This window comes from Sphingomonas sp. PvP055, from assembly GCF_040546365.1.
GTDB lineage: Bacteria > Pseudomonadota > Alphaproteobacteria > Sphingomonadales > Sphingomonadaceae > Sphingomonas > Sphingomonas echinoides_A.
On the sequence record NZ_JBEPNS010000001.1, the window covers coordinates 2,005,241 to 2,029,851 of the forward strand.

General features: G+C 69.5%; 22 protein-coding genes and 1 pseudogene. 8 read left to right on the plus strand and 15 right to left on the minus strand.

Going from position 1 to position 24,611, the window contains the following annotated elements; translation table 11 throughout:
• Nucleotides 1–65 precede the first annotated feature (65 nt).
• Nucleotides 66–3,032, minus strand: coding sequence for a TonB-dependent receptor (locus tag ABIC16_RS09640; protein WP_354290896.1), 2,967 nt, complete (start codon nucleotides 3,030–3,032; stop codon nucleotides 66–68).
• A gap of 216 nt (nucleotides 3,033–3,248) precedes the next feature.
• On the opposite strand from ABIC16_RS09640, the gene ABIC16_RS09645 reads away from it, so the two are divergent.
• Complete coding sequence (locus ABIC16_RS09645) at nucleotides 3,249–4,271, plus strand: LacI family DNA-binding transcriptional regulator (RefSeq protein ID WP_354290897.1); 1,023 nt, start codon at nucleotides 3,249–3,251, stop codon at nucleotides 4,269–4,271.
• A gap of 7 nt (nucleotides 4,272–4,278) precedes the next feature.
• On the opposite strand, the gene ABIC16_RS09650 is transcribed toward ABIC16_RS09645, so the two are convergent.
• The gene (locus ABIC16_RS09650; protein ID WP_354290898.1) at nucleotides 4,279–4,950 is read right to left on the minus strand and encodes a DUF6445 family protein; all 672 of its coding nucleotides are present in this window, start codon (nucleotides 4,948–4,950) and stop codon (nucleotides 4,279–4,281) included.
• Between the two features lie 73 nt (nucleotides 4,951–5,023).
• On the opposite strand from ABIC16_RS09650, the gene ABIC16_RS09655 reads away from it, so the two are divergent.
• From ABIC16_RS09655 to mtnA, 6 genes are all read left to right on the plus strand, one after another.
• On the plus strand, nucleotides 5,024–6,616 hold the full coding sequence (locus tag ABIC16_RS09655) for an MFS transporter (protein WP_354290899.1): 1,593 nt from the start codon (nucleotides 5,024–5,026) through the stop codon (nucleotides 6,614–6,616).
• 122 nt (nucleotides 6,617–6,738) lie between these two features.
• Nucleotides 6,739–7,890, plus strand: a complete 1,152-nt coding sequence (locus ABIC16_RS09660; RefSeq protein WP_354290900.1) for an aminotransferase — start codon at nucleotides 6,739–6,741, stop codon at nucleotides 7,888–7,890.
• Nucleotides 7,887–8,510 carry a methylthioribulose 1-phosphate dehydratase gene (gene mtnB, locus ABIC16_RS09665; protein WP_354290901.1) on the plus strand — a complete coding sequence of 208 codons (624 nt, stop codon included), beginning with the start codon at nucleotides 7,887–7,889 and terminating at the stop codon, nucleotides 8,508–8,510. The genes ABIC16_RS09660 and mtnB overlap by 4 nt, the downstream gene beginning before the upstream one ends.
• Nucleotides 8,507–9,058: a 1,2-dihydroxy-3-keto-5-methylthiopentene dioxygenase gene (locus ABIC16_RS09670; protein ID WP_354290902.1), complete on the plus strand. Its 552-nt coding sequence runs from the start codon at nucleotides 8,507–8,509 to the stop codon at nucleotides 9,056–9,058. The genes mtnB and ABIC16_RS09670 overlap by 4 nt, the downstream gene beginning before the upstream one ends.
• Complete coding sequence (mtnC, locus tag ABIC16_RS09675; RefSeq protein WP_354290903.1) at nucleotides 9,055–9,741, plus strand: acireductone synthase; 687 nt, start codon at nucleotides 9,055–9,057, stop codon at nucleotides 9,739–9,741. Before ABIC16_RS09670 ends, mtnC begins: the two co-directional genes overlap by 4 nt.
• Complete coding sequence (gene mtnA / locus ABIC16_RS09680; protein ID WP_354290904.1) at nucleotides 9,738–10,808, plus strand: S-methyl-5-thioribose-1-phosphate isomerase; 1,071 nt, start codon at nucleotides 9,738–9,740, stop codon at nucleotides 10,806–10,808. Before mtnC ends, mtnA begins: the two co-directional genes overlap by 4 nt.
• Nucleotides 10,809–10,811: 3 nt before the next feature.
• Here the strand turns inward: mtnA and ABIC16_RS09685 are convergent, their stop codons facing one another.
• The 8 genes from ABIC16_RS09685 to cbiE are packed head-to-tail and all read right to left on the minus strand — an operon-like array spanning nucleotide 10,812 to nucleotide 17,389.
• Nucleotides 10,812–11,858, minus strand: coding sequence for a HoxN/HupN/NixA family nickel/cobalt transporter (locus ABIC16_RS09685; RefSeq protein ID WP_277969141.1), 1,047 nt, complete (start codon nucleotides 11,856–11,858; stop codon nucleotides 10,812–10,814).
• Between the two features lie 10 nt (nucleotides 11,859–11,868).
• Nucleotides 11,869–12,279 carry a DUF1636 domain-containing protein gene (locus ABIC16_RS09690; RefSeq protein WP_354290905.1) on the minus strand — a complete coding sequence of 137 codons (411 nt, stop codon included), beginning with the start codon at nucleotides 12,277–12,279 and terminating at the stop codon, nucleotides 11,869–11,871.
• 34 nt (nucleotides 12,280–12,313) lie between these two features.
• Nucleotides 12,314–12,955 carry a 5,6-dimethylbenzimidazole synthase gene (bluB, locus tag ABIC16_RS09695; RefSeq protein ID WP_354290906.1) on the minus strand — a complete coding sequence of 214 codons (642 nt, stop codon included), beginning with the start codon at nucleotides 12,953–12,955 and terminating at the stop codon, nucleotides 12,314–12,316.
• Nucleotides 12,952–13,740, minus strand: coding sequence for a precorrin-6A synthase (deacetylating) (gene cobF, locus ABIC16_RS09700; protein WP_354290907.1), 789 nt, complete (start codon nucleotides 13,738–13,740; stop codon nucleotides 12,952–12,954). Before cobF ends, bluB begins: the two co-directional genes overlap by 4 nt.
• Nucleotides 13,733–15,040, minus strand: a complete 1,308-nt coding sequence (locus ABIC16_RS09705) for a cobyrinic acid a,c-diamide synthase CobB (RefSeq protein ID WP_354290908.1) — start codon at nucleotides 15,038–15,040, stop codon at nucleotides 13,733–13,735. Before ABIC16_RS09705 ends, cobF begins: the two co-directional genes overlap by 8 nt.
• Nucleotides 15,037–15,822 (minus strand): precorrin-4 C(11)-methyltransferase, encoded by a 786-nt coding sequence (gene cobM, locus ABIC16_RS09710; RefSeq protein WP_354290909.1) that lies wholly within the window; start codon nucleotides 15,820–15,822, stop codon nucleotides 15,037–15,039. The genes ABIC16_RS09705 and cobM overlap by 4 nt, the downstream gene beginning before the upstream one ends.
• A complete protein-coding gene (locus ABIC16_RS09715) occupies nucleotides 15,819–16,199 on the minus strand; it encodes a cobalamin biosynthesis protein (protein WP_354290910.1) in 381 nt (126 codons plus the stop codon). The genes cobM and ABIC16_RS09715 overlap by 4 nt, the downstream gene beginning before the upstream one ends.
• The gene (cbiE, locus tag ABIC16_RS09720) at nucleotides 16,181–17,389 is read right to left on the minus strand and encodes a precorrin-6y C5,15-methyltransferase (decarboxylating) subunit CbiE (protein WP_354290911.1); all 1,209 of its coding nucleotides are present in this window, start codon (nucleotides 17,387–17,389) and stop codon (nucleotides 16,181–16,183) included. Before cbiE ends, ABIC16_RS09715 begins: the two co-directional genes overlap by 19 nt.
• Here cbiE and ABIC16_RS09725 point away from each other — a divergent pair.
• Nucleotides 17,388–18,137: a cobalt-precorrin-6A reductase gene (locus tag ABIC16_RS09725; protein ID WP_354290912.1), complete on the plus strand. Its 750-nt coding sequence runs from the start codon at nucleotides 17,388–17,390 to the stop codon at nucleotides 18,135–18,137. The genes cbiE and ABIC16_RS09725 overlap by 2 nt on opposite strands.
• Here the strand turns inward: ABIC16_RS09725 and cobJ are convergent.
• From cobJ to cobN, 5 genes and pseudogenes are all read right to left on the minus strand, one after another.
• The gene (cobJ, locus tag ABIC16_RS09730; RefSeq protein WP_354290913.1) at nucleotides 18,113–18,862 is read right to left on the minus strand and encodes a precorrin-3B C(17)-methyltransferase; all 750 of its coding nucleotides are present in this window, start codon (nucleotides 18,860–18,862) and stop codon (nucleotides 18,113–18,115) included. The two genes, ABIC16_RS09725 and cobJ, sit on opposite strands and share 25 nt — an antisense overlap.
• Complete coding sequence (cobI, locus tag ABIC16_RS09735) at nucleotides 18,859–19,611, minus strand: precorrin-2 C(20)-methyltransferase (protein WP_354290914.1); 753 nt, start codon at nucleotides 19,609–19,611, stop codon at nucleotides 18,859–18,861. The genes cobJ and cobI overlap by 4 nt, the downstream gene beginning before the upstream one ends.
• On the minus strand, nucleotides 19,608–20,237 hold the full coding sequence (locus ABIC16_RS09740; RefSeq protein ID WP_354290915.1) for a precorrin-8X methylmutase: 630 nt from the start codon (nucleotides 20,235–20,237) through the stop codon (nucleotides 19,608–19,610). Before ABIC16_RS09740 ends, cobI begins: the two co-directional genes overlap by 4 nt.
• Nucleotides 20,237–21,340 carry a ferredoxin-like domain-containing protein gene (locus ABIC16_RS09745; protein ID WP_354290916.1) on the minus strand — a complete coding sequence of 368 codons (1,104 nt, stop codon included), beginning with the start codon at nucleotides 21,338–21,340 and terminating at the stop codon, nucleotides 20,237–20,239. The genes ABIC16_RS09740 and ABIC16_RS09745 overlap by 1 nt, the downstream gene beginning before the upstream one ends.
• Nucleotides 21,337–24,610 (minus strand): annotated as a pseudogene (cobN, locus tag ABIC16_RS09750) (cobaltochelatase subunit CobN). Before cobN ends, ABIC16_RS09745 begins: the two are co-directional and overlap by 4 nt.
• Nucleotide 24,611: the final 1 nt, after the last annotated feature.

The window sequence follows — 24,611 nt, forward strand, 5'->3', positions numbered from 1 at the left end:
GCTTCAACTACGTCAGGCAGCGGAGCGGCGGACAACGATTGGTCGTTGTCCGCCGTCGGCTGGGTTCAGAACTTGTACGTGATTCCAATATAGTAATCACGGCCATAGCGCTGGTAATCGTTCACCTTGCGCGGGTCGTTGTCCTGATACGTCACGAACGGACGATCGGTCAGGTTCTTCGCCTGTGCCAGGATCGCGAAGTTCTTGAGGACCCCGCTCTGGAACTCATAGCCGATCTGCGCATCGAGGATCGCTTCGGCGCGCGCGGTCCGGTACGTCGGGTTCGCCGACAGACCTGCGACTTCGGCGAGGAAGCTCGAGCGGTAGCGATAGTTCGCCCGCACCTGGAACCCACGCTTCTCGAAGTAGATCGTGCCGCTGCCGGTGAATTCCGACAGGCCGGGCAGGGTGATCGCCTGGGTCGGGTTGCTGGCGTATTTGATCGTCGACTGGGTGTAGTTGCCGCTCGCGAAGATCCCGAACCCGTCGAGCGCCGACGTGATCGCCTTGAACGGGAGCGACACGGTCCCCTCGACGCCGAGCACTTCGCCGCGACCGGTATTGGCGGGGGTCGAGACGTTACCGATTGTCTGGCCCGCCGCGATCACCTGCGCCTGCTGCGCCGGGGTCAGCGCCGGGAGCAGCGCCGAGAAGTCATAGGGCAGCGAATTGTTCGGATCGACGAAGTCGGTCAGATGCTTGAAATAGCCCGACAGCGCGACGTAACCGCCCGCGTTGAAGTACTTTTCGAACGACAGGTCGATGTTGGTCGACTTGTACGGCTTCAGGTTGACGTTGCCGCCGGTCGAGGTGAACACCGGGAACAGGCCAGCGGGGGTCTGCCCGATATTGCCCGGGTTGATCGCGACGTCCTGCGTCACGCGCTCCTGGTCCAGACGCGGACGGATCATCGTCTGCGATGCGCCGATCTTGACGAAACCGAGCGGGATCAGCTCGACCGACATCGTCGCCGAGGGCAGGACGTTGGTGTAGCGGTAGGTCTGCTTCACCGGCGCGATCGTCACGACGCCGCTGACGACGCTCGCGATCTGCCCGGTCGAGCTCTGGTCCGAATGCACGACCTGCGTGCCGATCGAGCCCTTGAGCGGCTTGTCGCCGACCATCCCGTCAAGGGTGATCTTGGCATAGCCGGTCCACACCTTCTCGAGCACGACGTTGTCGCGCACCAGCGAGGACGGACGCCCGTCGAACGCCGACTGCAGCGTGTTGTTGTAGAGATACAGCGGATCGAGCGTCAGCATCTGCGGAATGCCGAGATAGCCGAGCGCGACGTTGGTCCCAAGCAGCGCGTCTGCGGGGACGGTGCTGCTGGTCGGCGAGCCGCTGGCGACGGTGCAGTTCGTGCCGCCGCCGGGGGGGCACAGGAAGAAGGACGTGAACGCGCTGGTCTTCTTGCGCTGGCTGTAGTTGCCGCCGACTTCCCAACCCTTGACGACGCTGTCCGAGAACTCGCCGTTCAGGTTGGCGCGAAGCGACTTGAGATCGTCCTTGAAGCTCGGCCGGTTGAGGAAGCCCGTCTGGACGACCTGCTGGTTGCCGTTATTGCCCCACCCCTGCGGATCGGTCAGCTTGAAGATGTTGGTGTTGGTGTAATCGAGCGTCGGCGCGAAGGTGTAGGTGCCGTTGCCGTTCTGCTTGACCGTAACGGTGTCGGCCGCGCCGCTCTTGGCGAAGCCGGTGCCGGTGTTGGTCTCCAGCAGGAAGTCGGTGCGGTCGGCATGGCTCCAGCTCGCGTCGACGTTGAGGTGGATCGTGTCGGTCAGCTTGAGGTCGTTGTTCCAGCCGAGCGAGAAGTTCTCCGCCTTGCGCTGGTTGTAATCGTTGCGCTGCACGCCGAACACGTTGCCGAACGTCGCCTGGGTCGCAAAGCCGTTGTTGACGGTCACGCCCGTTGCGGTCGTGCCACCCGCGGTGCCCGCGCTCGCGAGCTGGCCTGCGAGCGGGAACTCGATCCCGCGCAGGATCTGCGTTTCCTCGAAGTGCGAATACAGCGCGTCGAACGTCGAGTGGAACGTGTCGGACGGCCGCCACTCGATCGTCGCGACGCCGCCGTAGCGCTTGAGCAGGTTGGACTGGACGTACGGCTTGGCGCCGTTGAGCAGGAACGGGCTCGCGTCCGTACCGGCACCGCTATAGCCCCACGCATTGTAGCGCTCGTCCTGCGACGGGGTCTGCGTCGCCGAGACGCCGAGCGCGATCCCCAGCGTGTCGCCCGCGAACTTGTCGACATAGGTCGCCGACGCGCGATAGCCGTAGCGCGTGCCATCGGGGTTGAGCTTGTCGATCCCGTTCATCTGGCCACGGGCGCTGACCGCGAGGACGCGCTTGCCCTGGTCGAGCGGGCGCAGCATCCGCAGATCGACCGTGCCGGCGATGCCCGCAGCGACCAGCGATGCGTCGGCCGACTTGTAGACGTTGACGTTTTTGAAGAATTCCGACGGATATTGGTCGAATTCCACGCCGCGATTGTCACCGGTGGTGACCTGTTCGCGCCCGTTGAGCAGCGTGGTCGAGAAGTCGGGGCCAAGGCCGCGGATCGACAGGCGCTGGTCGCGGCCTTCGAGACGCTGCGCGGTGACGCCGGGGAGGCGCGCCAGCGAGTCCGCGATCGACACGTCGGGCAGCTTGCCGACGTCTTCGGCGGAGACGGAGTCGACGATCAGAACCGACTGACGCTTGATCTTCGCGGAGCTGGCGAGCCCTGCGCGGATGCCGGTGACGACGATGTTCTCGTCCGCAGGCGCCGCGGCCGCAACCGCTTCGGCCGGGGTTTCGGCGGGCGCTGCGGGGGCCGGCGTCGGGTCGGCCTGAGTGGTCGTCGCCTCGACCTGCGCCTTGGCGGTCGGGTTGGCGGTGGCGGTGGTCGCCGCGTCCTGCGCGAACGCGACGCCCGGCGTCACGAGCGCCGCGGCAAGCGCGATCATGCTCACGCGCCGCGCGGTCCGGGTCTCGGACAGCACGCGTGCGGGTGCGGTCGCGCACAGGGCGCGGTTCATCGCTGTATCAGTCATTTGGTGGCGTTCCCCTTCAGGCGGGCGCAGCCCGCGGATCCTCACGTACAGTTTCGTCGACGTCGTGATTCAGCGTCGATTGCCCTTGGGGTCGCTATATTTCGAACAGGGGGTTTGCAGAAGGATCGGGCATACGTATTCTCGATTTATGCTGTGCTGGCCCGGTCCCCGACGGGTTGGGAGCCGAATACTCGATCGACGGGACTGTTCCAGACGATGGCAAGACGACCGACCTCGCTTGATATCGCGCAGCTGGCGGGGGTGTCGCAGCCGACCGTGTCGCGCGCGCTGCGCGGGGTGAAGACGGTCAATCCGCAGACCCGCGCGCGGATCGAGGCGATCGCGCGGCAGCTCAACTACGCGGTCGACAAGAACGCCTCCAGCCTGCGCAGTCAGGCGACCCATACGCTCGCATTGCTGTTCTTCGAGGAAGCGGCGGAAGAGGATGGCGCGATAAATCCGTTCTTTCTGTCGATGTTGGGGTCGATCACGCGCGCCTCGGCGAAGGCCGGCTACGACCTGCTGATCTCGTTCCAGCAGCTCTCGGGCGATTGGCATGTCGATTACCAGGACAGCCACAAGGCCGACGGAATCATCCTGCTCGGTTATGGCGATTACGACACCTATCGCGTCCGGCTGGACCATCTTGCGGAGCAGGGATCGCACGTCGTCCGCTGGGGCGCGGTCGGGACGGGGCCGGGCGCGATCACGGTTGGATCGGACAATCGCGATGGCGGCGCGCAGGCAACCGGGCACCTGATTTCGCAGGGTCGCCGGAGAATTGCATTTTTGGGTACGGCGGACAGCCGCTATCCGGAGATCGAGGAGCGGTACCGCGGCTATTGCGCGGCGCTGGCCAGCGCGGGTCTGGTACGCGACGAGACGCTCCGGGTCGATGCCATCACTTTGGAGGATGCCGGCGAAGACGCGATCGCCGAACTGTGGCGGCGCGGCGCCGACTATGACGCGATCTTCGCGGCGAGCGACAGCATCGCGATCGGCGCGATGCGCGCGCTGGCGGCGGCGGGGCGGAGCGTGCCCGGCGATGTCGCGATCGTCGGGTTCGACGATATCCCCTCGGCCTCGCTGACATCGCCGCCGCTCTCCACGGTCGCGCAGGATGCGCGGCAGGCGGGGGAGGTGCTGGTGGCGACGTTGCTCTCGCGGTTGCGGGGCGAGGCCGTCACCCCCGCGCCGCTCGCGACGCGGCTGGTGGTGCGCGCCAGCAGCGGCGGATAGCCGTGCGCTATTCGTCGAACAGGAACAGGTTCAACGTCAGGCGCCCGACCAGCGGATCGCTGCTCAGCACCACGTCGGGTGGCAGGTCCGCGCAGTGGAGCGTATTGCCGGCATAGGCCAACGCGCGATTGTACGCCCCCGGGTATACCGCGACCCGTTCGTACAGCGGCGTATCCCCGGCAATATAGGCCGCCTCGGGTATCCCGTGCGCCGCTACGCCGTCCGCGAGCGTGGCCTTGAACCGCTCCAGCCGCGCGGCGTCAACGCTCTCGAACCCCGTTTCACGCTGGCGGTAGAAGGCCGTGCCGCCCTGCGCGCCGTGCCCCAGGAACAGCAGGACCGCGATCCGCCGCGCGTCCACCCCGTCGAAATGGGGCAGCCGCTGGATCGGCGCGAGCTGCGCTGGATCGGTCGTGACGAGCGAATAATACGCTTCCGATACGCGTGGCGCGGGGTCGAGCCCGAAATGCTCGGCGAGCAACGGCGCGACCTTTCGTCGCATCGTCTCCGCCAGCCGGGCAGGAACTTCCGCGCGGACGCCGGGATAATGCGGGCCGATCCCCTGCATCCGCAACGCTGCCGCGTCCTCGCGCAGCGCATCCGGATCGGGCCAGAAATCGTCGATCACGAGCAGCGGATGCTGTTCGCGACCATGCCGGTGGAGGAGGGGAGTCTGCATCCCGTGCCTTGTGGAACGGCTCGCGGCGGTTGCGCAAGGCGCGGCGTAACGTCCTGTCCCACGCTGCATTCGTATGCATTGCCCGCTGCCCTTGTGCGCGCCCCGGCTTGTCGGCAGTCAGGCCCGAGACGAGCCCGATCGTCGTGATCGGTCGGGCAGGAGAGAGAGCCACGTGAACGAAAAACCGGTGCAGCGCTTCGGCGGCCTGTGGAACATCAGCTTCGGCTTTTTCGGGATCCAGATCGGCTTCGCGCTCCAGAATGCGAACATGAGCCGGATCTTCCAGACGCTCGGCGGGTCGCTCGACGACCTGTCCTATCTGTGGATCGCGGCGCCGCTGACCGGACTGCTGGTCCAGCCGATCATCGGCCATTACAGCGACCGGACGTGGAACCGGTTCGGGCGGCGGCGGCCGTATTTCTTCGCGGGCGCGGTGCTCGCGGCGCTGGCGCTGTTCGTCATGCCCGAGGCGCGGGTGCTGTGGTTCGCGGCGCTGACCTTGTGGGTGCTCGACGCGTCGATCAACGTGTCGATGGAGCCGTTCCGCGCGTTCGTCGGCGACATGTTGCGCAAGGACCAGCACAGCGCAGGCTATGCGTTGCAGACCGTCTTCATTGGCGCAGGCGCGGTCGTCGGGTCGATCTTCCCGTTCGTCCTCGCGCACCTGGGCGTTGCCGAGACGGCGTTGCGCGGCGTGCCCGATACCGTGCGCTACAGCTTTTGGGCGGGCGGCGCGGCGTTGTTGCTCGCGGTGTTGTGGACCGTCGGGACGACGCGCGAATACAGTCCCGAACAGATGGCGTCGTTCGGCGAACGCGATGCCGCCGAGGATCTCGCGCAGCCGATGCGCGCGCTGGCGGCGCGCGGGCTGGGGCGGAGTGGGGCGTGGATCTTGGCTGGTGTCGCCATCGTCGTCGCGGTGCCCGCGCTTGCGTTGCAGAAGGAGGTCTATCTGCTCGGCGCCCTGCTGGTGGCGTACGGCGTGGCGAGCGCGGTCGCGATCCGACGCGCGCGGAGCGGGAATGGCGACAACGCGCTCAGCATGATCGTCGGCGACTTTTCCGCCATGCCGGTGGTGATGAAGCGGCTGGCGCTGGTGCAGTTCTTCAGCTGGTCCGCTCTGTTCATCATGTGGATCTATTCGACCCCGGTGGTCGCGCAATATGCCTTCGGGTCGAGCGATCCCACCAGCGCGGCGTATAATGCGGCGGGCGACTGGGTCGGCGTGTTGTTCGCGGTTTACAACGGCGTCGCGGCGCTGATCGCGTTGCTGGTGCTGCCGCGCGTCGCCGCCCGGATCGGCAAGGTGCGGACCCATATCCTGTGCCTGCTCTGCGGGGCGGCCGCGTTTGCGAGCTTCTTCGTGATCCGCGACCCGCACTGGCTGATCCTGAGCGAAGTCGGTGTCGGGATCGCCTGGGCGTCGATCCTCGCCATGCCCTATGCGATCCTCGCATCCAGCCTGCCGCAAGCGAAGCTCGGGATATACATGGGCCTTTTCAACGTGTTCATCGTCATTCCACAGTTGCTCGTGGCAACCGTGATGGGATCGGTACTGCGGGCCTTCTTCCCGACCGAGCCGATCTGGACGATGGCCGTAGGGGCGGCGGTGATGGCGCTGGCGGCGCTCGCAATGTTTCGTGTTCCCGATACCGACGCGGCTTGAAGCGGGCGAAACCACCGCTTTCCCGCGCGCAAGAATTGGCGCGGGGGCGCTGGCGCAATTTTGGCTGCGTATGCCGGAGGGAGCCCGTATAGGGGGCAACCACAACTCGGGATCCCTGCCTTTTGCCCCCGCCAACGACCATCTTCGAACGCCAGTCGCGGCTCGCGCAGGAGCTCGGCGCGATCAATCTGGGGCAGGGCTTCCCGGACATGGCGCGCATCGGGCACGGCCCCGCCGAGCTCCTGGATGCCGCCGCCCGCGCGCTGACCGAGCGGTCGAGCCAATATCCGCCGATGCGGGGCCTCCCGGCGCTGCGGTCCGCGATCGTGGACTATTATGCCCGGGAACAAGGGCTTGCAGTCACGACCGATGAAGTCGTCGTAACCTCGGGCGCGACCGAAGCACTCGCGGCGGCGTTGCTCGCGCTGGTTCGGCCCGGTGATGAAGTCGTCCTCGTCCAGCCGCTGTACGACGCATATCTTCCGCTGGTGGAACGCGCGGGCGGTATCGCGCGCCTGATCGACCTGACGCCGCCCGACTGGCATCTGCCGATCGCGGCACTGGCCGAAGCGATCAGCGACAAGACCGCGGTCTTGCTGCTCAACACCCCCAACAACCCTACCGGAAGCGCGATCGGCGCGGACGACTGGGCCGCGATCGCCGAGCTTTGCGCGCGGCACGACGTCACGCTGATCTGCGACGAAGTATGGGAGGCGATGGTGTTCGAGGGCGCGCACGTCTCGCCCATGACGATCCCCGCACTGCGCGACCGGACGGTCAAGATCGGATCGGCGGGCAAGATCTTCTCGCTCACGGGGTGGAAGGTCGGCTGGGCGATCGGCGCGCCGCCGCTCGCGGATCTGATTGCCGCGACGCATCAGTTCCTTACCTTCACCACCGCGACCCCGCTGCAATGGGCAGTCGCGGATGGCCTTGCCCTCCCGTCCGAATGGCATGCGGCGCACCGCGACATCTATCGTGAGGCGCGCAGCTTCCTCGCCGCGCGGCTGGCTGCCGCGGGCTATGCGGTGATGCCGGGCGGGGCGACGTGGTTCCTGATCGTCGACCTCGCGGCGTCGGGTATCGATCTTGGCGACGAGGACTTCGCGCACCGGCTGCTCGCCGAGGCTGGCGTGGCGACGATTCCCGTCTCCGCCTTCTATGCGGAACGGCCGCAGACGGGGTATGTCCGCTTCTGTTTCGCCAAGGACGCAGCGACTCTGGCGCTTGCTGCCGAGCGGGCGGCGGACTTTCGGAAGACACTGCTGGAATGACGTTCGAAGACGCAACCCACGCGATCATCGCCACGGGCAACCGGCTCGACCGCGCGGGGCTCGCGCCCGCCACCGCGGGTAACTATTCGGTCCGCTTGCCGGACGGAACGCTCGCGCTGACGGTCTCGGGCGGCCACAAGGGGCGGCTCGCGCCCGACCAGATCATGCGCGCCAGCGTCGAGGGCGTTGCGCTCGACGGCAAGCGTCCGTCCGCCGAGACGTTGCTGCATTGTCTGATCTACGCGGTCGATCCGGACGCGGGGGGTATCCTCCACACGCATTCGGTGCCGGGCGTCGTGCTCAGCCGGGCGTTGCGCGACGCGCGCGAAATCGTGTTCGACGGGTATGAACTGCTCAAGATCTTCCCCGGGGTCGATACGCACGAGGCGCGCGTCGCGATCCCGCTGGTCGACAACAGCCAGGACATGGCGGCGATGGCCGAGATCCTGCGGCCGCTGCTGGTCGCGCAAGCGCCGATCGTCCCGGCCTTCTACATTCGCGGACACGGCCTGTACGCCTGGGGCCGCACGATCGCCGAGGCCGAACATGTGAACGAAGCGGTGGAATATCTGCTCGCGTGCGAGTGGGAGACGCTCAAACTCGAAAGGAGCGGAACATGACGACCCTGACGCTGTACGATCTGGCGGCGCCGCATGCGCTGCGATCGGAAACGACCGACGCCGCCGAGATCGCGACCCGGCTCGCCCCGCTCGGCATCACGTTCGAACGCTGGGCGGCGAGCGTCGCCTTGCCCGAGGACGCCACCGATGCCGACGTCATCGCCGCGTATCGCGGCGATATCGACCGGTTGATGGCGGCGGGCGGCTATCGCTCGTGCGACGTCATTCGCCTGCTCCCGGACAATCCGGCGCGCGAGACGCTCCGTACCAAATTCCTCGACGAGCATGTCCACGCCGAGGATGAAGTCCGTTTCTTCGTCGAGGGATCGGGCGTGTTCTACATCCGCGGCGACGACGCGGTCTATGCGCTGGAATGCACGCGCGACGATCTGATCGCGGTGCCCGAGGGCACGCGCCACTGGTTCGACATGGGGCCGGCGCCGCGCTTCACCGCGATCCGCCTGTTCGCCGAACCCGACGGCTGGGTCGCGCGTTTCACCGGCGACACGATCGCGCGCGGCGTGCCGCTGTACGCGGGCGCAGCATGACCGTTCGCGCGATCGTCACCGACATCGAGGGCACGACGTCGAGCATCGCGTTCGTCCATGACGTGCTGTTCCCCTACGCCCGCGCGCGGCTCGCGGCGTTCGTGACCGACAACGCCGACCGGCTCGGTTCCGAGCTGGACGCGGTGCGCACTGCGGCGGACCGGCCCGATCTCGACCTCGCCGGCATCATCGAACAACTGCTGGAATGGCAGGACCAAGACCGCAAGATCGCCCCGCTCAAGACGATCCAGGGGATGATCTGGGCGGAGGGCTATGCCGATGGCAGCTTGACCGGCCATGTTTATCCGGACGCGGTCGCGGGGCTGCGGCGGTGGCAGGCGCAGGGGATCGCGCTCTACGTCTATTCCTCCGGGTCGGTCGCGGCGCAGAAGCTGTTGTTTGCGCATAGCGACGCGGGCGATCTGACGCCGCTGTTCACGGGCTATTTCGATACCGCGGTCGGCGCCAAGCGCGACGCGGCGGCCTATCACGCGATCGTCGAACGGATCGGCATCCCAGCGTCCGACATCCTGTTCCTCTCCGATATCGAAGCGGAACTCGCGGCGGCACAAGCCGCCGGGCTCGCCGTCACCCTGCTCGCGCGCGACGGGCAGGACCCTGTGTTCACCTATCCCGTAGCGCAGAGCTTCGACACCATCCTCCGTGAAGGCGCACCCGCATGATCCTCGCCGGGACCGAGACTCGTTCGATCTGGGTCAACGCGGATGGCTGGAGCGTCGGCATCTTCGATCAGCGGCGCTTGCCCTGGACGGTGGAGCGGCTCCGCCTGACGACGGTCGATGAGTGCGCGCACGCGATCGCGGACATGGCGACGCGCGGCGCGCCGTTGATCGGCGTGGTGGCCGCGTACGGGATGGCGCTGGCGCTCCGCGTCGATGCAGGCGACGAAGCGCTCGATCGCGCCTACCGCCAGTTGATCGCGACCCGCCCCACCGCCGTCAACCTGAAGGGAGCGCTCGACCGGGTCCGTTCGGTCGTGGCGCGGCTGCCCGAACCGGAACGCGCGGCGGCGGCCTATGCCGACGCGGCGCTGCTGTGCGACGAGGACGTCGCGATCAACGCGGCGATCGGTCGGGCCGGGCTCGAGATCCTGCAGGAACTGGCGGCGGAGAAACCGGGGCGCCCGCTCAATATCCTGACGCATTGCAACGCGGGCTGGCTGGCGACGGTCGACTGGGGCACCGCGACCGCGCCGATCTACATGGCGCACGACCTCGGCATCCCGGTCCACGTCTGGGTCGACGAAACGCGTCCCCGCAACCAGGGCGCGCTGACCGCGCTCGAACTCGCGGGGCACGGCGTGCCGCACAGCTATATCGTCGACAATGCGGGCGGTCTGCTGATGCAGCGCGGGCAGGTCGATCTGGTGATCGTCGGGACCGATCGCGTCACGCGCAACGGCGACGTCTGCAACAAGATCGGGACCTATCTGAAGGCGCTGGCGGCGCACGACACCGGCGTGCCGTTCGTGGTGGCGCTGCCCTCCACGACCTACGACCCCACCACCGCCGACGGTGCCTCGGTCCATGTCGAGGAACGCGCCGCGAACGAGGTCGTGTCGCTGGAAGGCCCCGACGCGGACGGCGTGTTGCGGCGGATCGCGGTCACCGCCTCGTCCGCGGCGAACCCCGCCTTCGACATCACCCCCGCGCGGTTCGTCACCGAATATATCACCGAGAAGGGCCGGATCGTCGGGGCGGACGCGCTGGCGGACGCGCTGACGCCCTAACCGTCACGTCGGGTAGCGGACCTCGATCTCGTCGAACCGCTTCCACCGGAACACCGCCCAGCTGATCAGCCAGCACAAGCCGAACACCCCGATGATCCCGAACCCCAGCAGGTTGAACCGCCCGCCGAGGTCGCTCGCCGCCGACCAGATCCCGCCCCGCAGCCCGCTCTTGTCCGCGATCAGCGCGAGCGTCTCGATCCCGCCGATGACGATCGCGACGAACGCCGAGATCGCGGTGATCGTGATGTTGTAATACAGCTTGCGGATCGGCTTCACGAACGCCCATTCATACGCGCCGAGCATCACGATGCCGTCGGTCGTGTCGACCAGCGCCATCCCCGCCGCGAACAACGCGGGAAGCACCAACACCGGCCCCAGCGAGAAGCTATGCGCCGCCTGCGCCGCGGACAGGCCGAGGATCGCGACTTCGGTCGCGGTGTCGAACCCCAGCCCGAACAGGAACCCGAGCGGCGCCATGTGCCAGCTCCGCGACACCAGCCGGAACAGCGGCCGGAACAGCCGCGCGAGCAACCCGCGCCCGCCGAGCAGCATGTCGAGATCCTCGTCGACATAGGCACCACCGGAGCGGACGTGCTGGAACGTGCGCCACACCGACCGCAGGATGACGAGGTTCATCGCCGCGATCGTGAACAGGAACACCGCCGAGATGATCGTCGCGACGACACCGCCGGTCGCCTTCACCGCCTCGAACTGCGACAGCGCGGACGCCGTGAAGGCAATCGCGACCGACGCGAGCAGGATGATCGTGCTGTGGCCGATCGCGAACCAGAAGCCGACCGTGATGGGGCGCTGGCCGTCCTGCATCAGCTTGCGCGTGACGTTGTCGATCGCGGCGATATGGTCCGCATCCACTGCGTGCCGCAACCCAAGCCCCCAGGCGAGCAACGCGGTGCCGAGCATGATCGGCTGTGCATGGAACAGCGCGAGCGCCCAGATCCATCCGCCCACGTTCGCGCCGATCAGCAGGACGTAGAGCAGGCTGATCCGCTGGCGCAGACTCGGTTGCGCGCCACGCGGCCCGCGGTCCATCGGGCTGGCTTCAAGCTTCGACAAGGTAACCCTCCGGTGGTGTGCGCGCGATGAAATGGCCCTTGATCTCCTGCGGCCAGTCCTTGAACGGCACGCGGCCTTCCGCGCTGGCGCCGTAGTGGACCGCATAGTCGAGGATCGCCTGCGCCGCGTCCGCGTCCGGGGCGAAGCGCCCGAGCAGATAGCCGACCTTGCCCGGCGCGCGCAGATGGATCGAGCAATGCTCGCCGCACGAGAACAGGCACGGCATCGGCTGGATCGCGACCTCGGCATAGCGCGGGTCGGCGGCTTTCGCGGCTTCCAGCGCTGCGACGAGCAACGCGCCGCCACGCACGCCGTCCGCATCCTCGCGGTCGGTGGCGGAGACGCGGCACGTGGTGCACGCCACGATGGCGAGAGACTTTTCGGCGGGGATCAGCATGGGATTGGGTCCAATGGGTAGCGGGGGAGAAACATCATCGCTCGAAGATCCTGTCTTCGACAGGCTCGCGCGCCTGCCAGCCGCGCTGTTCAAGCTCGGGAACCGCGGACGGCGCCGCCGGATAGCCGAGGCACAGCAATGCGATCAGCGTCCAGCCCGGCGGCACGTCCAGCAACTCGGTGACGACGGCGGGGTCGAGGATCGAGACCCAGCCGAGCCCGATCCCCCGCGCGCGGGCGGCCAGCCAGAACGTGTGGATCGCCATCACGGTCGAGTAGCGCAGCATCTCCGGCATCGTCGCGCGGCCGAGCGTGTGCCCCGCCGCCGGATGCTCCTCGCAGAACACCGCGAGCAATTCGGGCGCCTCCGCGATGCCGTGGAGCTTGAGCGCACGGTAGCGCGCCCTGCGATCCGCGTCGGGCATCGCGGTCGCGGCCTCGTCCGATACGCGGTCGACATGCGCCGCGAGCCGTTCGCGCAAAGCCTGCGACCGGATCCGGACGAACCGCCACGGCTGCGCGTTGCCGACCGACGGGGCCAGCGCAGCCGTGTCGAGCAGGGTGCGCATCACCCCGTCGGGCAGGGCGCAAGTGCTGAAATGCCGGACGTCGCGCCGCCAGTGCAGCAGCGTGTCGAACTGTGCAACGAACCCCGGGTCGAAGACGGGCGCCGTCATGCGGTCACCGTCCGCCGCAGCAGGTACGTATCCATGATCCACCCATGCGTGTCCCGCAACGCCGCGCGGCGCGCGACGATCTGCGCGGCGACCGCGTCGAGCGGCCCTGCGATCAGCGCTTCATGCGGCATGCCAAGATACGCCCCCCACCAGATCGTCACCCCGTCGGGATCGATCGTCGCGAACGTGCAGTCCCCGTCGAGCATCACCGCGAGCGTATCGACCGCCTCCGGCCACCCTTCGCTCCGCAAGCGCCGCCCAGTCGTGACCAGCACCGGCGCACTGAGCGTGTTGAGCGGGATCGCGTGGGCGGCAGTGAGCGCCTGCAGGCTCGTGATCCCGGGGACGACATGGACCCGCAGCGCGATCCCGTCCGCGCGCAACCGGTCGGCTATCCGTAGGCTGCTGTCGTAGAGGGAAGGGTCGCCCCACACGAGCAGCGCGAGCCTGCCGCCCTCCGGCAGATGCGTCGCGATCTGCGCAGCCCAGCACGCCGCGATCGCGTCATGCCAGTCCGCGACCGCCGGAAGATAGGCCCCGCTGCCGTCGCGCTCGGGCAGGTCGAACGCGACGACGCGGGTCGTCCCCGTCAGCACACGCGCGCAGATCTCCCGCCGCAGCGCGATCAGGTCCGAGGTCGCGTCGCGCTTGCGCGGCAGCAGGATCAGGTCGGCGGCGTTCATCGCGCTTTCGGCGGCGCGCGTCAGGTGATCGGGATTGCCCGTCCCGATGCCGATCAGGTGGAGCTCGATCGTCGCCTGTGGTCGGTTGATGCTGTCAGGCATCGGGCGCGATCAGATGGAAGAAGGTGCCGGTCACGGACCCGCGATACGATCCGGTCTCCGCCACCGCGGTGCCCTCCGCATCGACGACCTGCGCGAGCGGTGGATCCGGCTGTTCCAGGATGGTCGAATAATGGAATTCGTGCCCGCGCAGGGTGGCGCCGACCGTCGCCCCCGCCATTGGCGCGACCAAGGTTGCGTGGCGATAGCCGAGATGCATGCGCCGCTGCGCATAACTGGTGACGAGCCCGAGCAGCCCGGCCATCGCGTGGCGCGTACCGTCGGCATCGATCAGCCCTTGTCCAAGCGCCATATAGCCGCCGCACTCGCCGTGGACCGGTTTGCTCCGTGCGTGCTCGACGAGCCCCGCGCGGAACCGCTCGGCGGCGGCGAGGCGTCCGGCATGGAGTTCGGGATAGCCGCCGGGCAGCCAGACGAGATCCGCCTCCGCCGCCGGACGTTCGTCGGCGAGCGGCGAGAAGGGCAGGATTTCCGCACCGGCGCTACGCCATCCGGCGATCATGTGGGGATAGACGAACGAAAACGCCGCATCCTGCGCGAGCGCGATGCGCTGGGCGGGGGGCGTGAAGCGGTGCGGCGCGGACGCCGTCCTTTGGGTCGCGCGCGCTGCCGTGCGGACCGCCGTGAGGTCGACATGCGCGCGCAGGAACGTCGCATAGTCCGCAACCCGCGCGTCGAGATCGGGATGTTCCGAGGCCTGCACCAGCCCGAGGTGCCGCTCGGGCAGCTTCAGGTCGGTGCGCCGGGGCAGGGCACCGAACACGTGGAGCCCGACCGCCGCCATCCCGCTCCGCGCCAGCCGTTCGTGGCGCGGGCTCGCGACGCGGTTGAGGATCACGCCCGCGATCCCGACGTCGGGGTCGTAGCGCGCGAAGCCCAGCGCGGTGGCGGCGGCGGACTGCGCTTGCCCGGACACGTCGATCACCAGCACGACCGGCCAGCCCATCCGCCGCGCGACGTCCGCGCTCGCGCCGTTCCCGGTCGCGCCGGGGGCGGCGACGCCGTCGAACAACCCCATCGAGCCTTCCGCCAGCACGAGGTCCGCGTCGCCAGCCGCGCCCGCCAGACTCTGCAGCATCGGCGCCGCCATCGCCCAACTGTCGAGGTTGAACGACGGGCGCCCGCTGGCCGCGCGGTGGAACGCCGGATCGATATAGTCGGGCCCGCTCTTGAACGGCTGCACGCGGAGCCCGTCCTCGTGGAACGCGCGGAGCAGGCCGAGCATCACGGTGGTCTTGCCGGTGCCCGAGCTTGGCGCGGCGATCATCAGGCCGGGCGTCATGCCGCCGTCTCCGCGAACCGCGAACCGGGGGTGGTGGGGCGGAAGCGCCGGTCGTAGTCGGCGGCGTACAGGCTGCTCTCCGCGAACGTGCCGGGGTCCAGCACACGGCCCACGAGGATCAGTGCGGTCCGCTCCGGGCCATCCTGCGCCGCGGCCACGATCGTCGCGAGCGTCGCGCGGACGATGCGTTCCTCGGGCCAGCTCGCGCGCCAGACGATCGCGACCGGACAGTCCGCCCCATAAGCGGGGGTGAGGTCGGCAACGACCCGGTCGAGCAGGTGGATCGACAAATGGATCGCCAGCGTCGCCCCCGTCGCGGCGAAGGCCGGCAGCGTTTCCGTGTCGGGCATCGCGCTCGCACGGCCCGAGGTGCGCGTCAGGACGACCGATTGCGCCACGCCGGGCAGGGTGAGTTCCGCCTCCAGCGCCGCCGCCGCTGCCGCGAAGGCTGGAACGCCCGGCGTGATGCTGAACGGGATGCCGAGCGCGCGCAGGCGGCGCAACTGCTCGCCCATCGCCGACCAGATCGATAGGTCGCCCGAATGCAACCGGGCGATGTCGTGCCCCTCGGCATGCGCCGCCGCGATCTCGGCGATGATCTGGTCGAGCGACAGCGGCGCGGTGTTGACGATCCGCGCACCCGGCGGACAGTGATCGAGCAGCGCCGCCGGGACCAGCGACCCGGCGTACAGGCACACCGCCGACCCCGCGATACGGTCGCGTCCGCGCAGCGTGAGCAGGTCGGGCGCGCCAGGCCCCGCGCCGATGAAGTGAACGGTCATGTCGAGGGTCCTTCTGCGATGGCGCAGGTCGCCATCCGGTCGGGGGAAATGCAGCGCCGCACGATCAGCCGCGCGCCCGCCCCGGCGGCGGCGAGCGCGGAGGCTTCGGCGACGCTGCCGGTGCCGCGCGCCGCGAGGCTCGCCGACGATTGGGTCGGAGTCGCTACGCTCGTCAGCGCATCCGGCGACAGCGCGATCAGCGGAAGGCCGCGCGCTTCCGCGATCGGACCGAGCAGCGGCGCCTTGTCTTCGGGGGCGGCAAGCGCGGTGACGCTGGGCAGCCCGCGCTCGGCCTGTGCCAGCGCCGCCGCGCACGCCGCCACGGTGGCCGCACCCCGAAAGCCGAACCCCGCCACGATCACAGCCGCACGCTCCACTGGACGATCGGATAGTGCGCGCGCCATCCGCGCCGCGTGCCGATCGGCGCGACGTCGGACAGTTCGATGCGAAGCAGGTCGCCCCCTTTGTCCCCCTGCCACCGCGCCAGCAGCGCTTCCGACTCCAGCGTGACCGCATTGGCGACGAGCCGCGTACCCGGGGGCAGCGTCCGGAACAGCCAGTCGAGCAGATCCTCCGACAGTCCGCCGCCGACGAACACCGCATCGGGGAAGGGATAGCCGCCGAGCCCATCCGGAGCCCGCCCCACGACGACCGCGAGGCGATCGACCCCCAGCGCCGCGGCATTGCCCCTCGCGCGGGCGGCGCGGACCGGGTCCGCCTCGAACGCGACCGCCTGGGTCGACGGATCGGCGAGCAACCATTCGATCGCAATCGACCCGGACCCCGCGCCGATGTCCCACAAGGTCTCGAACGGTCGCGGCGCAAGCGCGGACAGCGTCAGCGCGCGGACCGGGCGCTTGGTGATCTGCCCGTCATGCGCGAACCAGCGATCGGGGCGCCCGGCCACCCCCGGCAGCACGGCGCCGTCCCCCACGGTTTCGATCCCGACCGCGACCGGATGCCCGACATCCTCCAGCGCATAATCCGCCGCCGTCACCCGCCGCACCCGCTCGCGCGGCCCGCCGAGCGCCTCGAGCACCCACAGCGCGCTCGCGCCGAACCCCTGCGCGTCCAGATACCGCGCCAGCGTCCCGACCGCCGCCGCGTCACGCAGCAACACGATCAGCCGCACCCCCGGCGCCAGCATCGGCCGCATCCGCGCTAAGGGCGCCGCGTGCAGCCCGAGGCACCGCGTTGTCTCGATCGGCCACCCCAGCCGCGCCGCCGCGAGATCGAAGGTCGAGGGGACCGGGTGCGCAACCCACTCGCCGGGCTCCAGCGCGCGCGTCACGACCGAGCCCGCGCCGAACCAGAACGGGTTTCCCGACACGAGCATCACCACCCGCTGCCCGCGCCGCGCCAGCAGCCCGGCGATCCCGTCCGCAAACGGCACTGGCCAGACCGCGCTGGGGCACGCCAGATCCGGCAGCAGCGCCAGATGCCGCGCCGCCCCCGTCACCCACTCGGCATGCGCCAGCGCATCGCGGCTTGCCGGGGATAGGCCGGCTGGTCCATCCTCGCCGATCCCGACGATCGTCAGCCAAGCTTCACCGAGTTCATCCGCCATGCCGAACATCCTGATCCTCGGCGGCACGACCGAGGCGAGCGCGCTGGCGCATGCGATCGCGGCAACGGGCCTCCGCGCGGTGCTGAGCTACGCCGGACGCGTCGCCACGCCGCGCGCGCAACCGGTGCCGGTGCGGATCGGTGGGTTCGGCGGGGTCGCGTGCCTCGCGGCGTATCTCCGGACGCATGCCGTCACCCATCTGGTCGATGCGACGCATCCCTTCGCCGCGCAGATGAGCGCCAACGCCGTCGCCGCCGCGGCCGCCACGGGCGTACCGCTGATCGCGCTCACCCGCCCGGCGTGGACGCCCGTCGCGGGGGACATGTGGCATCCGGTTCCCGACCTCGACGGCGCGGTGGCGGCGCTCAGCGGTGAGCGGCGGCGCGTCATGCTGGCACTCGGGCGGATGCACGTCGCCATGTTCGCCGCGCAGCCACAGCACCACTATCTCCTGCGCTTCGTCGATCCGCCCACGCGCATACCCCCGCTGCCCGATCATCACCTCGTCGTCGATCGCGGCCCATTCACGGTCGACGGCGACACCGCGCTGCTGCGGACACACGCGATCGACCTGGTGGTCTGCAAGAATGCCGGGGGCACGGGCGCCGCCGCCAAGCTCGCCGCCGCGCGCGCGTTGGCGGTGCCGGTGATCATGATCGACCGTCCCGTCCTGCCCGAACGGGCGCAAACGGCGGACGTCGCCACGGTCTTGCGCTGGATCGGTCATGACGCGGACCGCGGGGTGTAGAGGAACGGCGTCCCGCGCCGCGCGATCGTCCGCGTGGTGCTCGACCCGACGATCACGACCGTCCGCATGTCGGCCATCTCGGCGCGCGCGTCGGGCAGAGGGACGATCCGCAAGGCCTCCTCGGGCGTCGTCACCGCGCGCGCGAACAGCACCGGGCGATCGTCCGCGCACACGTCGCGCAGCACGGCGAAGGCCCGCCCCAGTCCGTCGGGTCGTGCGCGCGACCGGGGGTTGTAGAAGGCAATCGCGAAATCAGCCTGCGCGGCCAACGCAACCCGCCGTTCGATCAGCGCCTGCGGCTTGAGATTGTCCGACAGGTTGATCGCACAGAAATCATGCCCCAGCGGCGCGCCCGCGCGCGCAGCGGCGGCGAGCATCGCCGTGATCCCGGGAAGCACGCGGACATCGACGCTGCGCCACGCGGGCGGCCCATGATCGATCGCCTCGAACACCGCCGCGGCCATCGCGAACACGCCCGGATCGCCCGAGGAAACGACCACCACCCGGTGCCCCGCCAGCGCCAGGTCGATCGCGTGCCGGGCGCGGTCGAGTTCCACGCGATTGTCCGACGGGTGCAAAGCGAGCCCGGCACGCGGGGCAACCCGCGCGACATAGGGGATATAGCCGATCACGTCGGTCGCCTCGGCCAGCGCAAGCGTGACTTCGGGGGTCACCAGCGCGGCGTCCCCAGGCCCGAGTCCGGCGATCGCGATCCACCCGCTCATGGCCGCCGCCCCTGACCGTGGATCAGCAGGATCGAGAAATACGGCGCGACCCCGCACGCGTCGGCCAGCCGGGTCACGCGCTGTTCGGGCATCGCGGCATATTCGACCAGCCACGCGGCCTCCGCGCGCCCCGCCGCCGCGACCGCGCGGCGCAGCTTGTCGAGGTGACGCCCGATCTTCATCACGACCAGCGCGTCGGTATCGCGAATCCGCGCGGTCAGCGCGTCCTCCGCCATCGTCGCGGTCAGGACGGTCAGCACGTCCTCGCCCCAGGTGATCGGGATGTCGCTCGCGGTCCACGCGCCCGACATGCCGGTGATCCCCGGGACCACCCGGACCGGCGCAACCCCCGCGAGCCGGCTGTGGAGATGCATGAACGATCCGTAGAAGAACGGGTCGCCTTCGCACAGCACCACGACATCCTCGCCCGCCGCCGACAGCGCGGCAAGATGCGCCGTGCAGGTCGCGTAGAAACCGCACAGCCGATCGGCATAGCGCGGATCGGAGGTCGCGATCTCGGTCGTCACCGGATATTCCATCGCGAACTCGACTGCCTCGGGATGAAGCATCCCGTCGACGATCCGGCGCGCATGCCCCGGCTTGCCCGCCTTGCGGAAGAACGCGACATGCCGCGCCGCGCGCACCAGCCGGTCCGCCCGCACGCTCATCAGGTCGGGCGAGCCCGGCCCGAGCCCGACCCCGTGGATGATCCCCGGTCGCACCGGTGCAAGGCTCGGCACGCCGCTCATTCTGCGCGGCTCGCCAGCGCATTGATCGCGGCGACGGTGATCGCGCTGCCGCCGAGCCGCCCTTCGACCACGACGCACGGCACCGGCTGTTCCGCCCACAACGCCGCCTTGGATTCGACCGCGCCGACGAAACCGACCGGGCAGCCGATGATCGCGGCGGGGCGGGGGCAAGCGGGGTCCTCCAGCATGTTGAGCAGATGGAACAGCGCGGTCGGCGCATTGCCGATCGCGACGACCGCGCCCGCCAGATGCGGTCGCCACAGCTCCAGCGCGGCGGCCGAGCGGGTGTTCCCCATCGCCCGCGCGCGCTCAACGATCTCGGGCGCATGCAACGTGCAGATCACCGGATTGTCGGCGGGCAGCCGCGCGCGGGTGATCCCCTCGGTCACCATCCGCGCGTCACACAGGATCGGCGCCCCACCCGCCAGTGCGGCGCGCGCGACGTTTACGAAGTCGGGGGAAAAGCGGATGTTCGCGGCGAGGTCGACCAGCCCCGCGGCATGGATCATCCGCACCGCGACCGGCTCCTCCTCGGCGGTGAAGCGCGCGAGATCGGCTTCGGCGCGGATCGTGGCGAAGGACTGGCGATAGATCGCCGCGCCATTCGTCTGGTAGACATGCGGCATCAGGAAGCTCCGAAATGGGCGAGAATGTGGGCAGCGTCGAGCCCGACGAGCTCGGGCACGGCGTCGGCACGCGCATCGAACGCGACGTCGAAAAGGCTATCGCGTCCGGTCAGCACGACGTCGGCGGGCCGCGCACGGGCGCACCCCTTGGCGCACCCAGAGACGTGCAGGCGCCCTTCAACATGCGGCGCCAGTCGGCACGCCAGCGTCCGCGTCTCGACGGTCGCTTGCGGGCACGAAGGTGCCCCGACGCAGGCGTCGACATCGAGACCGGGGGGCTCCGACCGGGGGGAGGGCGCGCCGCCCTCGACGATCAGGCGACGCCACGGCGTCACGCGCAGGCCGGTCGCCGAAGGAGTCATCAGCGCGGCGAGGGCATCCGCTTCGATCCGCCCGAACGCGACTCCGTGGACCGGGCCGAGTGTCGATCCCGTGTCGCCCAACGGCGGACCAGCGGGCGCGGGAAGCGCATCCTGATCGGCCCAGGCGGGGAGGGCTGCGGCGTGACGCGCGATTCGCCCCGCTGCGCGGCCACCGCTTGCGACGAACCATTCCGCCAGCGCGAGCAGCGCGGACACCGCGTCGTCCACCGGGATCGACACGCCGCGCGCGCGACCGTCCGCGCGCAGGATCACGCCGCCCGTCACGTCCCGCTCCAGCCGGATATCGGCGGGATCGTCCTGCAAGACCGGCGCGGCATCCGTATCGATCGCGAACCCGAACTTTCCCGGCAGATCCGGGAATTCCGCGAGCCGCGCGGCGAGCTCGGTCGCGATGCGGTGGGTATCGTCACCGGCGCGCCAGTCCGGCGCGACCAGCACCGCGTGGCGGGCTTCCAGCGCGGGGTCGGGATCGACCAGCTCCAACGCGCACAGCCGCTCGATCAACGCAGGCCATTGGCTTTCCGGGACACCTCGGATCTGCAGATTGGCGCGGTTGGTCAGGTCGATGTGCCCATTGCCGTACGAAGCCGCCGCCGCGCACAGACCCAGTACCTGCGTGCGCGTCACCCGCGCCAGACGCGGCCGGACGCGGACGATCAGGCCGTCCCCGGCTTCCATCGGGCGATGCGCGGTCGGGCACCAGCCGCGAATGACGCTCATGCGAGATCCTCCATCGCGGCGAGGATCGAGTTGCGGCGGGTGCGCCACAGCCCGGATGCGTGCAGCGCCCGGAACTGCGCCTCCAGCGCCGCAAGCGCCTCCGGGTTGGCGGCGGTCATGAAGACGCGCACGTCCTCGCACGCGAGCGTCGCATCGTAATAGAGATCGATCGTTTCGGGCGTGACGACGTCGGCCAGCGTCGCGAACATGCCCAGATGATCGAGCGTCGCGGCGATTTCGGCGGCGCCGCGGAAGCCGTGGCGCAGCATCCCCTCGATCCACCCCGGATGCGCCGCCCGCGCGCGGACCACGCGCGCGATCTCTTCCGCCACGAGGCGCGCGCGCGGGCGGGCAGGGTCGGTCGAATCGAGGTGGTACAGCGCGGCATTCCCGCCGACCACCGCTTGCGCTGCGGCGAAACCCGCCTCGTGCGCGGCATAGTCCGCCGCCAGCAGCAGATCGGTTTCGGGCAGGTCCTGGACATGGACGAAGCCGTCGGCGGCGGCGACCCGCGCCGCGATCCCCGTCGCGTCGGCGCGCGCTTCGCCCTGGCCCCCGCCATCGTCGAACGCATAGGCAGAGGCGGCGAGCCACGCCGTCCCCGCCGCGATCCGTGCGGTCGGCGAACCGGTCTCGGTTGCCGGGTCGAGGCCGATCCCATAGCCGCCCGGTTGGGGACCATAGATCCGCGCGCCCGGTGCGGTCCCGACGAACGGATTGCGGTCGGCAGGCTCGTCGCGCAGCGCCAGCGCGCGGATCGCCTGTCCAAATAGGGCGCAAAGCGTCGGGAAAGCGTCGCGAAATAGCCCCGAAACGCGCAAGGTGACGTCGATCCGCGGGCGATCGAGCACCATCAGCGGCAGGATTTCGACCCCGGTGACGCGATCCGACTGGTGATCCCACAGCGGCGCGACGCCGAGCAGGTGGAGCGCCATCGCGAATTCTTCGCCCGCGGTCCGCATCGTCGCGGAGCCCCACAGGTCGATCACCAGCGCGCGCGGATAGTCGCCATGGTCTTGCAAGTGGCGGCGGACGAGTTCGTCCGCGAGCAAAACGCCTTGGATCTGCGCGGAACGTGACGGAACCGCGCGCGGATCGGTCGTAAACAGGTTGCGACCGGTGGGCAAAACGTCGCTGCGCCCGCGCCACGGCGACCCCGACGGTCCCGGCGCAACCCGCTGCCCGGCGAGCGCGCGGAGCAGCCCGTCGCGTTCGGCGACGCCATGCTCGCCGCGTCCGAAGACGTGGAGCCCGTCGCCATATTGGCTTTCCTTGACGTCGCAGACGAACGTGTCGATCCGCGTGATCGCCTCTGCCTGTGTCGCCGCCGTGTCGAGACCGAGCACCGCGTCGAGCCCGAGCGACCGGGCCTCGTCCGCGATATCGCGCTGCAACCGATCCCGGCGCGGCGGGATCGAGCCCGTCCGCATTCGAGAACTCGTCGAGCAACGCCTCCAGCCGACCGAGCCCGGTGCCGCCCCCCGACGCGACGAGCGGGGGCGGGACATGACCGATCGTCACTGCGCCGATCCTTCGCTTGGCCTGTGCGGCTTCGCCCGGATCGTTGACAATGAAGGGATAAACGATCGGCATCGCGCCGCGCAGCGCCTCGGGCCAGCACGTGTCCGACAGCGCGACCGCCTTGCCCGGCAGCCATTCGAGCGTCCCATGCGCGCCGACATGGACCAGCGCATCCATCTCCAGCGCGCGCAGCCACAGATGGAAAGCGACATAGCCGTGCCGCGGGCAGGCGCTCAGATCATGATACTGTTCCGCCCGCACCGCCGGATCGCCACGCTCCGGCTGGAGCGCAACGATGCCGTCCCCGCTCCGCACCGCCGCAAAGTGGAACGCGCCATCCGTCACCAGCCCGTCCGCTTCGGGCTGCCCCCACGCCGCGAACAGCGCGTCCCGCAGCGCCGCGGGCAGGCGGGTCAGGGCTTCGCGATAGGCAGGTACGGGCCAAGCTACTGTGATTGTTGTCAGTTTTTCAACGATGTCGGCCCCCGCATCGGCCCGGACGGGATACCCCGCCCCCGCCAGATCGTCGAGCATCGCCCCCACCGACCCGATCGCATCGAGCCCCACCGCATGCGCCATCTGATACGCCTTGCCAGGATAGGTCGAGAGCACGATCGCCAGCCGCCGCGCCCCCACCGGCTTCGCGGCGAGCCGGGCCCAGCCGTCCACCTGTGCAACGATCGCCATGATCCGCGCCGGATCGGCCCGGTGCTCGCGGCGGGCATATTGCAGATCAGGGTCGCGCGCCGCCGTTTCCTTGAAACTGGCGACCCCCGCGAAGATCCGGCCATCCACCTCGGGCAGAACGACGTGCATCGCGAGATCCGCGGGGCTCAGCCCCCGCGCCGCCGCCGCCCACGCCGCCCGATCCGACGTCGCGAGCGCGACCTGGAACACCGGCACCCCGGCGCCATTGAGCGGCGTAACGCCCGCCGCATCGCTCGCCGAGAAGGCGGTGGCGTTGACGATCGCCGCAGGCGCGAGCGCCGCGACCCAGCGCGCGATCCACCCGCGCGCCGCGCCGTCTTTGAGCGACGGGACGAACAGCCCGATCACAGCGTACCCCCGCGCCTCGAAGCCCGCGTGCAGGGCTGCGATCGGCGCGACATCGGATGCGATCAGATACGACCGGTAGAAGACCAGCAGCACCCGCGGCTTGCCCGCGGTGATCGCGAATGCCGCCGGGCAAGAAGCGCCGGTGCCCGGCTGCCACCCCCCGACGCCCGCGATCCCGTGCGCTTCGATCGTTCGGTCCGTCGTCAGCGCCGCCGCCGCCGCCAGGATCTCCAGCGCCGCGCGCGCGGCGGACGCGCCGCCGAGGTCGCACAAGTCCGTCAGGCGTCGCAACGTCGCCACCGCAACGGTCGATACCGCATCCAGTCTTGGATCCACGCGCCCGTCGGCGGGCAGCACCGCAAGCGCGATCCCGCGTTGCCGCGCGATCGCCGCGAGTTGCTGGAGTCCGTAGGACCAATAAGCGGTCCCGCCGATCAGCCGGACCAGAATGCCCTTCGCGCCACCGAGGGTCCGTTCGATGTAGGTATCGACCGACAGGGGGTGCGCGAGATCGGCAAGGTTGGCGAGCCGCACCGAGGGCAAAGCCGGTCCAGCCGCACGCCACCCGACCGCGAAAGCGCCCAGGTCGCTATCGGAGAAGGACAGCACGACGAGATCCGCGGCATCCTGCCCCAGATCGCGCGGTGTCGCGGTGTCCTCGATCCCATGCGTTTCGCGAAAGACGACGTGCATC

What these genes read in the sequence shown, in the direction of transcription:
- mtnC (WP_354290903.1), top strand. Translation starts at nt 9,055, where the DNA reads ATGACCGTTCGCGCGATCGTCACCGACATCGAGGGCACGACGTCGAGC.
- ABIC16_RS09670 (WP_354290902.1), top strand. Translation starts at nt 8,507, where the DNA reads ATGACGACCCTGACGCTGTACGATCTGGCGGCGCCGCATGCGCTGCGA.
- mtnA (WP_354290904.1), top strand. Translation starts at nt 9,738, where the DNA reads ATGATCCTCGCCGGGACCGAGACTCGTTCGATCTGGGTCAACGCGGAT.
- ABIC16_RS09725 (WP_354290912.1), top strand. Translation starts at nt 17,388, where the DNA reads ATGCCGAACATCCTGATCCTCGGCGGCACGACCGAGGCGAGCGCGCTG.
- ABIC16_RS09685 (WP_277969141.1), bottom strand. Translation starts at nt 11,858, where the DNA reads ATGGACCGCGGGCCGCGTGGCGCGCAACCGAGTCTGCGCCAGCGGATC.
- cbiE (WP_354290911.1), bottom strand. Translation starts at nt 17,389, where the DNA reads ATGGCGGATGAACTCGGTGAAGCTTGGCTGACGATCGTCGGGATCGGC.
- mtnB (WP_354290901.1), top strand. Translation starts at nt 7,887, where the DNA reads ATGACGTTCGAAGACGCAACCCACGCGATCATCGCCACGGGCAACCGG.
- cobJ (WP_354290913.1), bottom strand. Translation starts at nt 18,862, where the DNA reads ATGAGCGGGTGGATCGCGATCGCCGGACTCGGGCCTGGGGACGCCGCG.
- ABIC16_RS09745 (WP_354290916.1), bottom strand. Translation starts at nt 21,340, where the DNA reads ATGAGCGTCATTCGCGGCTGGTGCCCGACCGCGCATCGCCCGATGGAA.
- ABIC16_RS09690 (WP_354290905.1), bottom strand. Translation starts at nt 12,279, where the DNA reads ATGCTGATCCCCGCCGAAAAGTCTCTCGCCATCGTGGCGTGCACCACG.
- ABIC16_RS09645 (WP_354290897.1), top strand. Translation starts at nt 3,249, where the DNA reads ATGGCAAGACGACCGACCTCGCTTGATATCGCGCAGCTGGCGGGGGTG.
- cobI (WP_354290914.1), bottom strand. Translation starts at nt 19,611, where the DNA reads ATGAGCGGCGTGCCGAGCCTTGCACCGGTGCGACCGGGGATCATCCAC.
- ABIC16_RS09705 (WP_354290908.1), bottom strand. Translation starts at nt 15,040, where the DNA reads ATGACGCCCGGCCTGATGATCGCCGCGCCAAGCTCGGGCACCGGCAAG.
- ABIC16_RS09640 (WP_354290896.1), bottom strand. Translation starts at nt 3,032, where the DNA reads ATGACTGATACAGCGATGAACCGCGCCCTGTGCGCGACCGCACCCGCA.
- bluB (WP_354290906.1), bottom strand. Translation starts at nt 12,955, where the DNA reads ATGACGGCGCCCGTCTTCGACCCGGGGTTCGTTGCACAGTTCGACACG.
- cobM (WP_354290909.1), bottom strand. Translation starts at nt 15,822, where the DNA reads ATGACCGTTCACTTCATCGGCGCGGGGCCTGGCGCGCCCGACCTGCTC.
- cobF (WP_354290907.1), bottom strand. Translation starts at nt 13,740, where the DNA reads ATGCCTGACAGCATCAACCGACCACAGGCGACGATCGAGCTCCACCTG.
- ABIC16_RS09650 (WP_354290898.1), bottom strand. Translation starts at nt 4,950, where the DNA reads ATGCAGACTCCCCTCCTCCACCGGCATGGTCGCGAACAGCATCCGCTG.
- ABIC16_RS09655 (WP_354290899.1), top strand. Translation starts at nt 5,024, where the DNA reads ATGCATTGCCCGCTGCCCTTGTGCGCGCCCCGGCTTGTCGGCAGTCAG.
- ABIC16_RS09740 (WP_354290915.1), bottom strand. Translation starts at nt 20,237, where the DNA reads ATGCCGCATGTCTACCAGACGAATGGCGCGGCGATCTATCGCCAGTCC.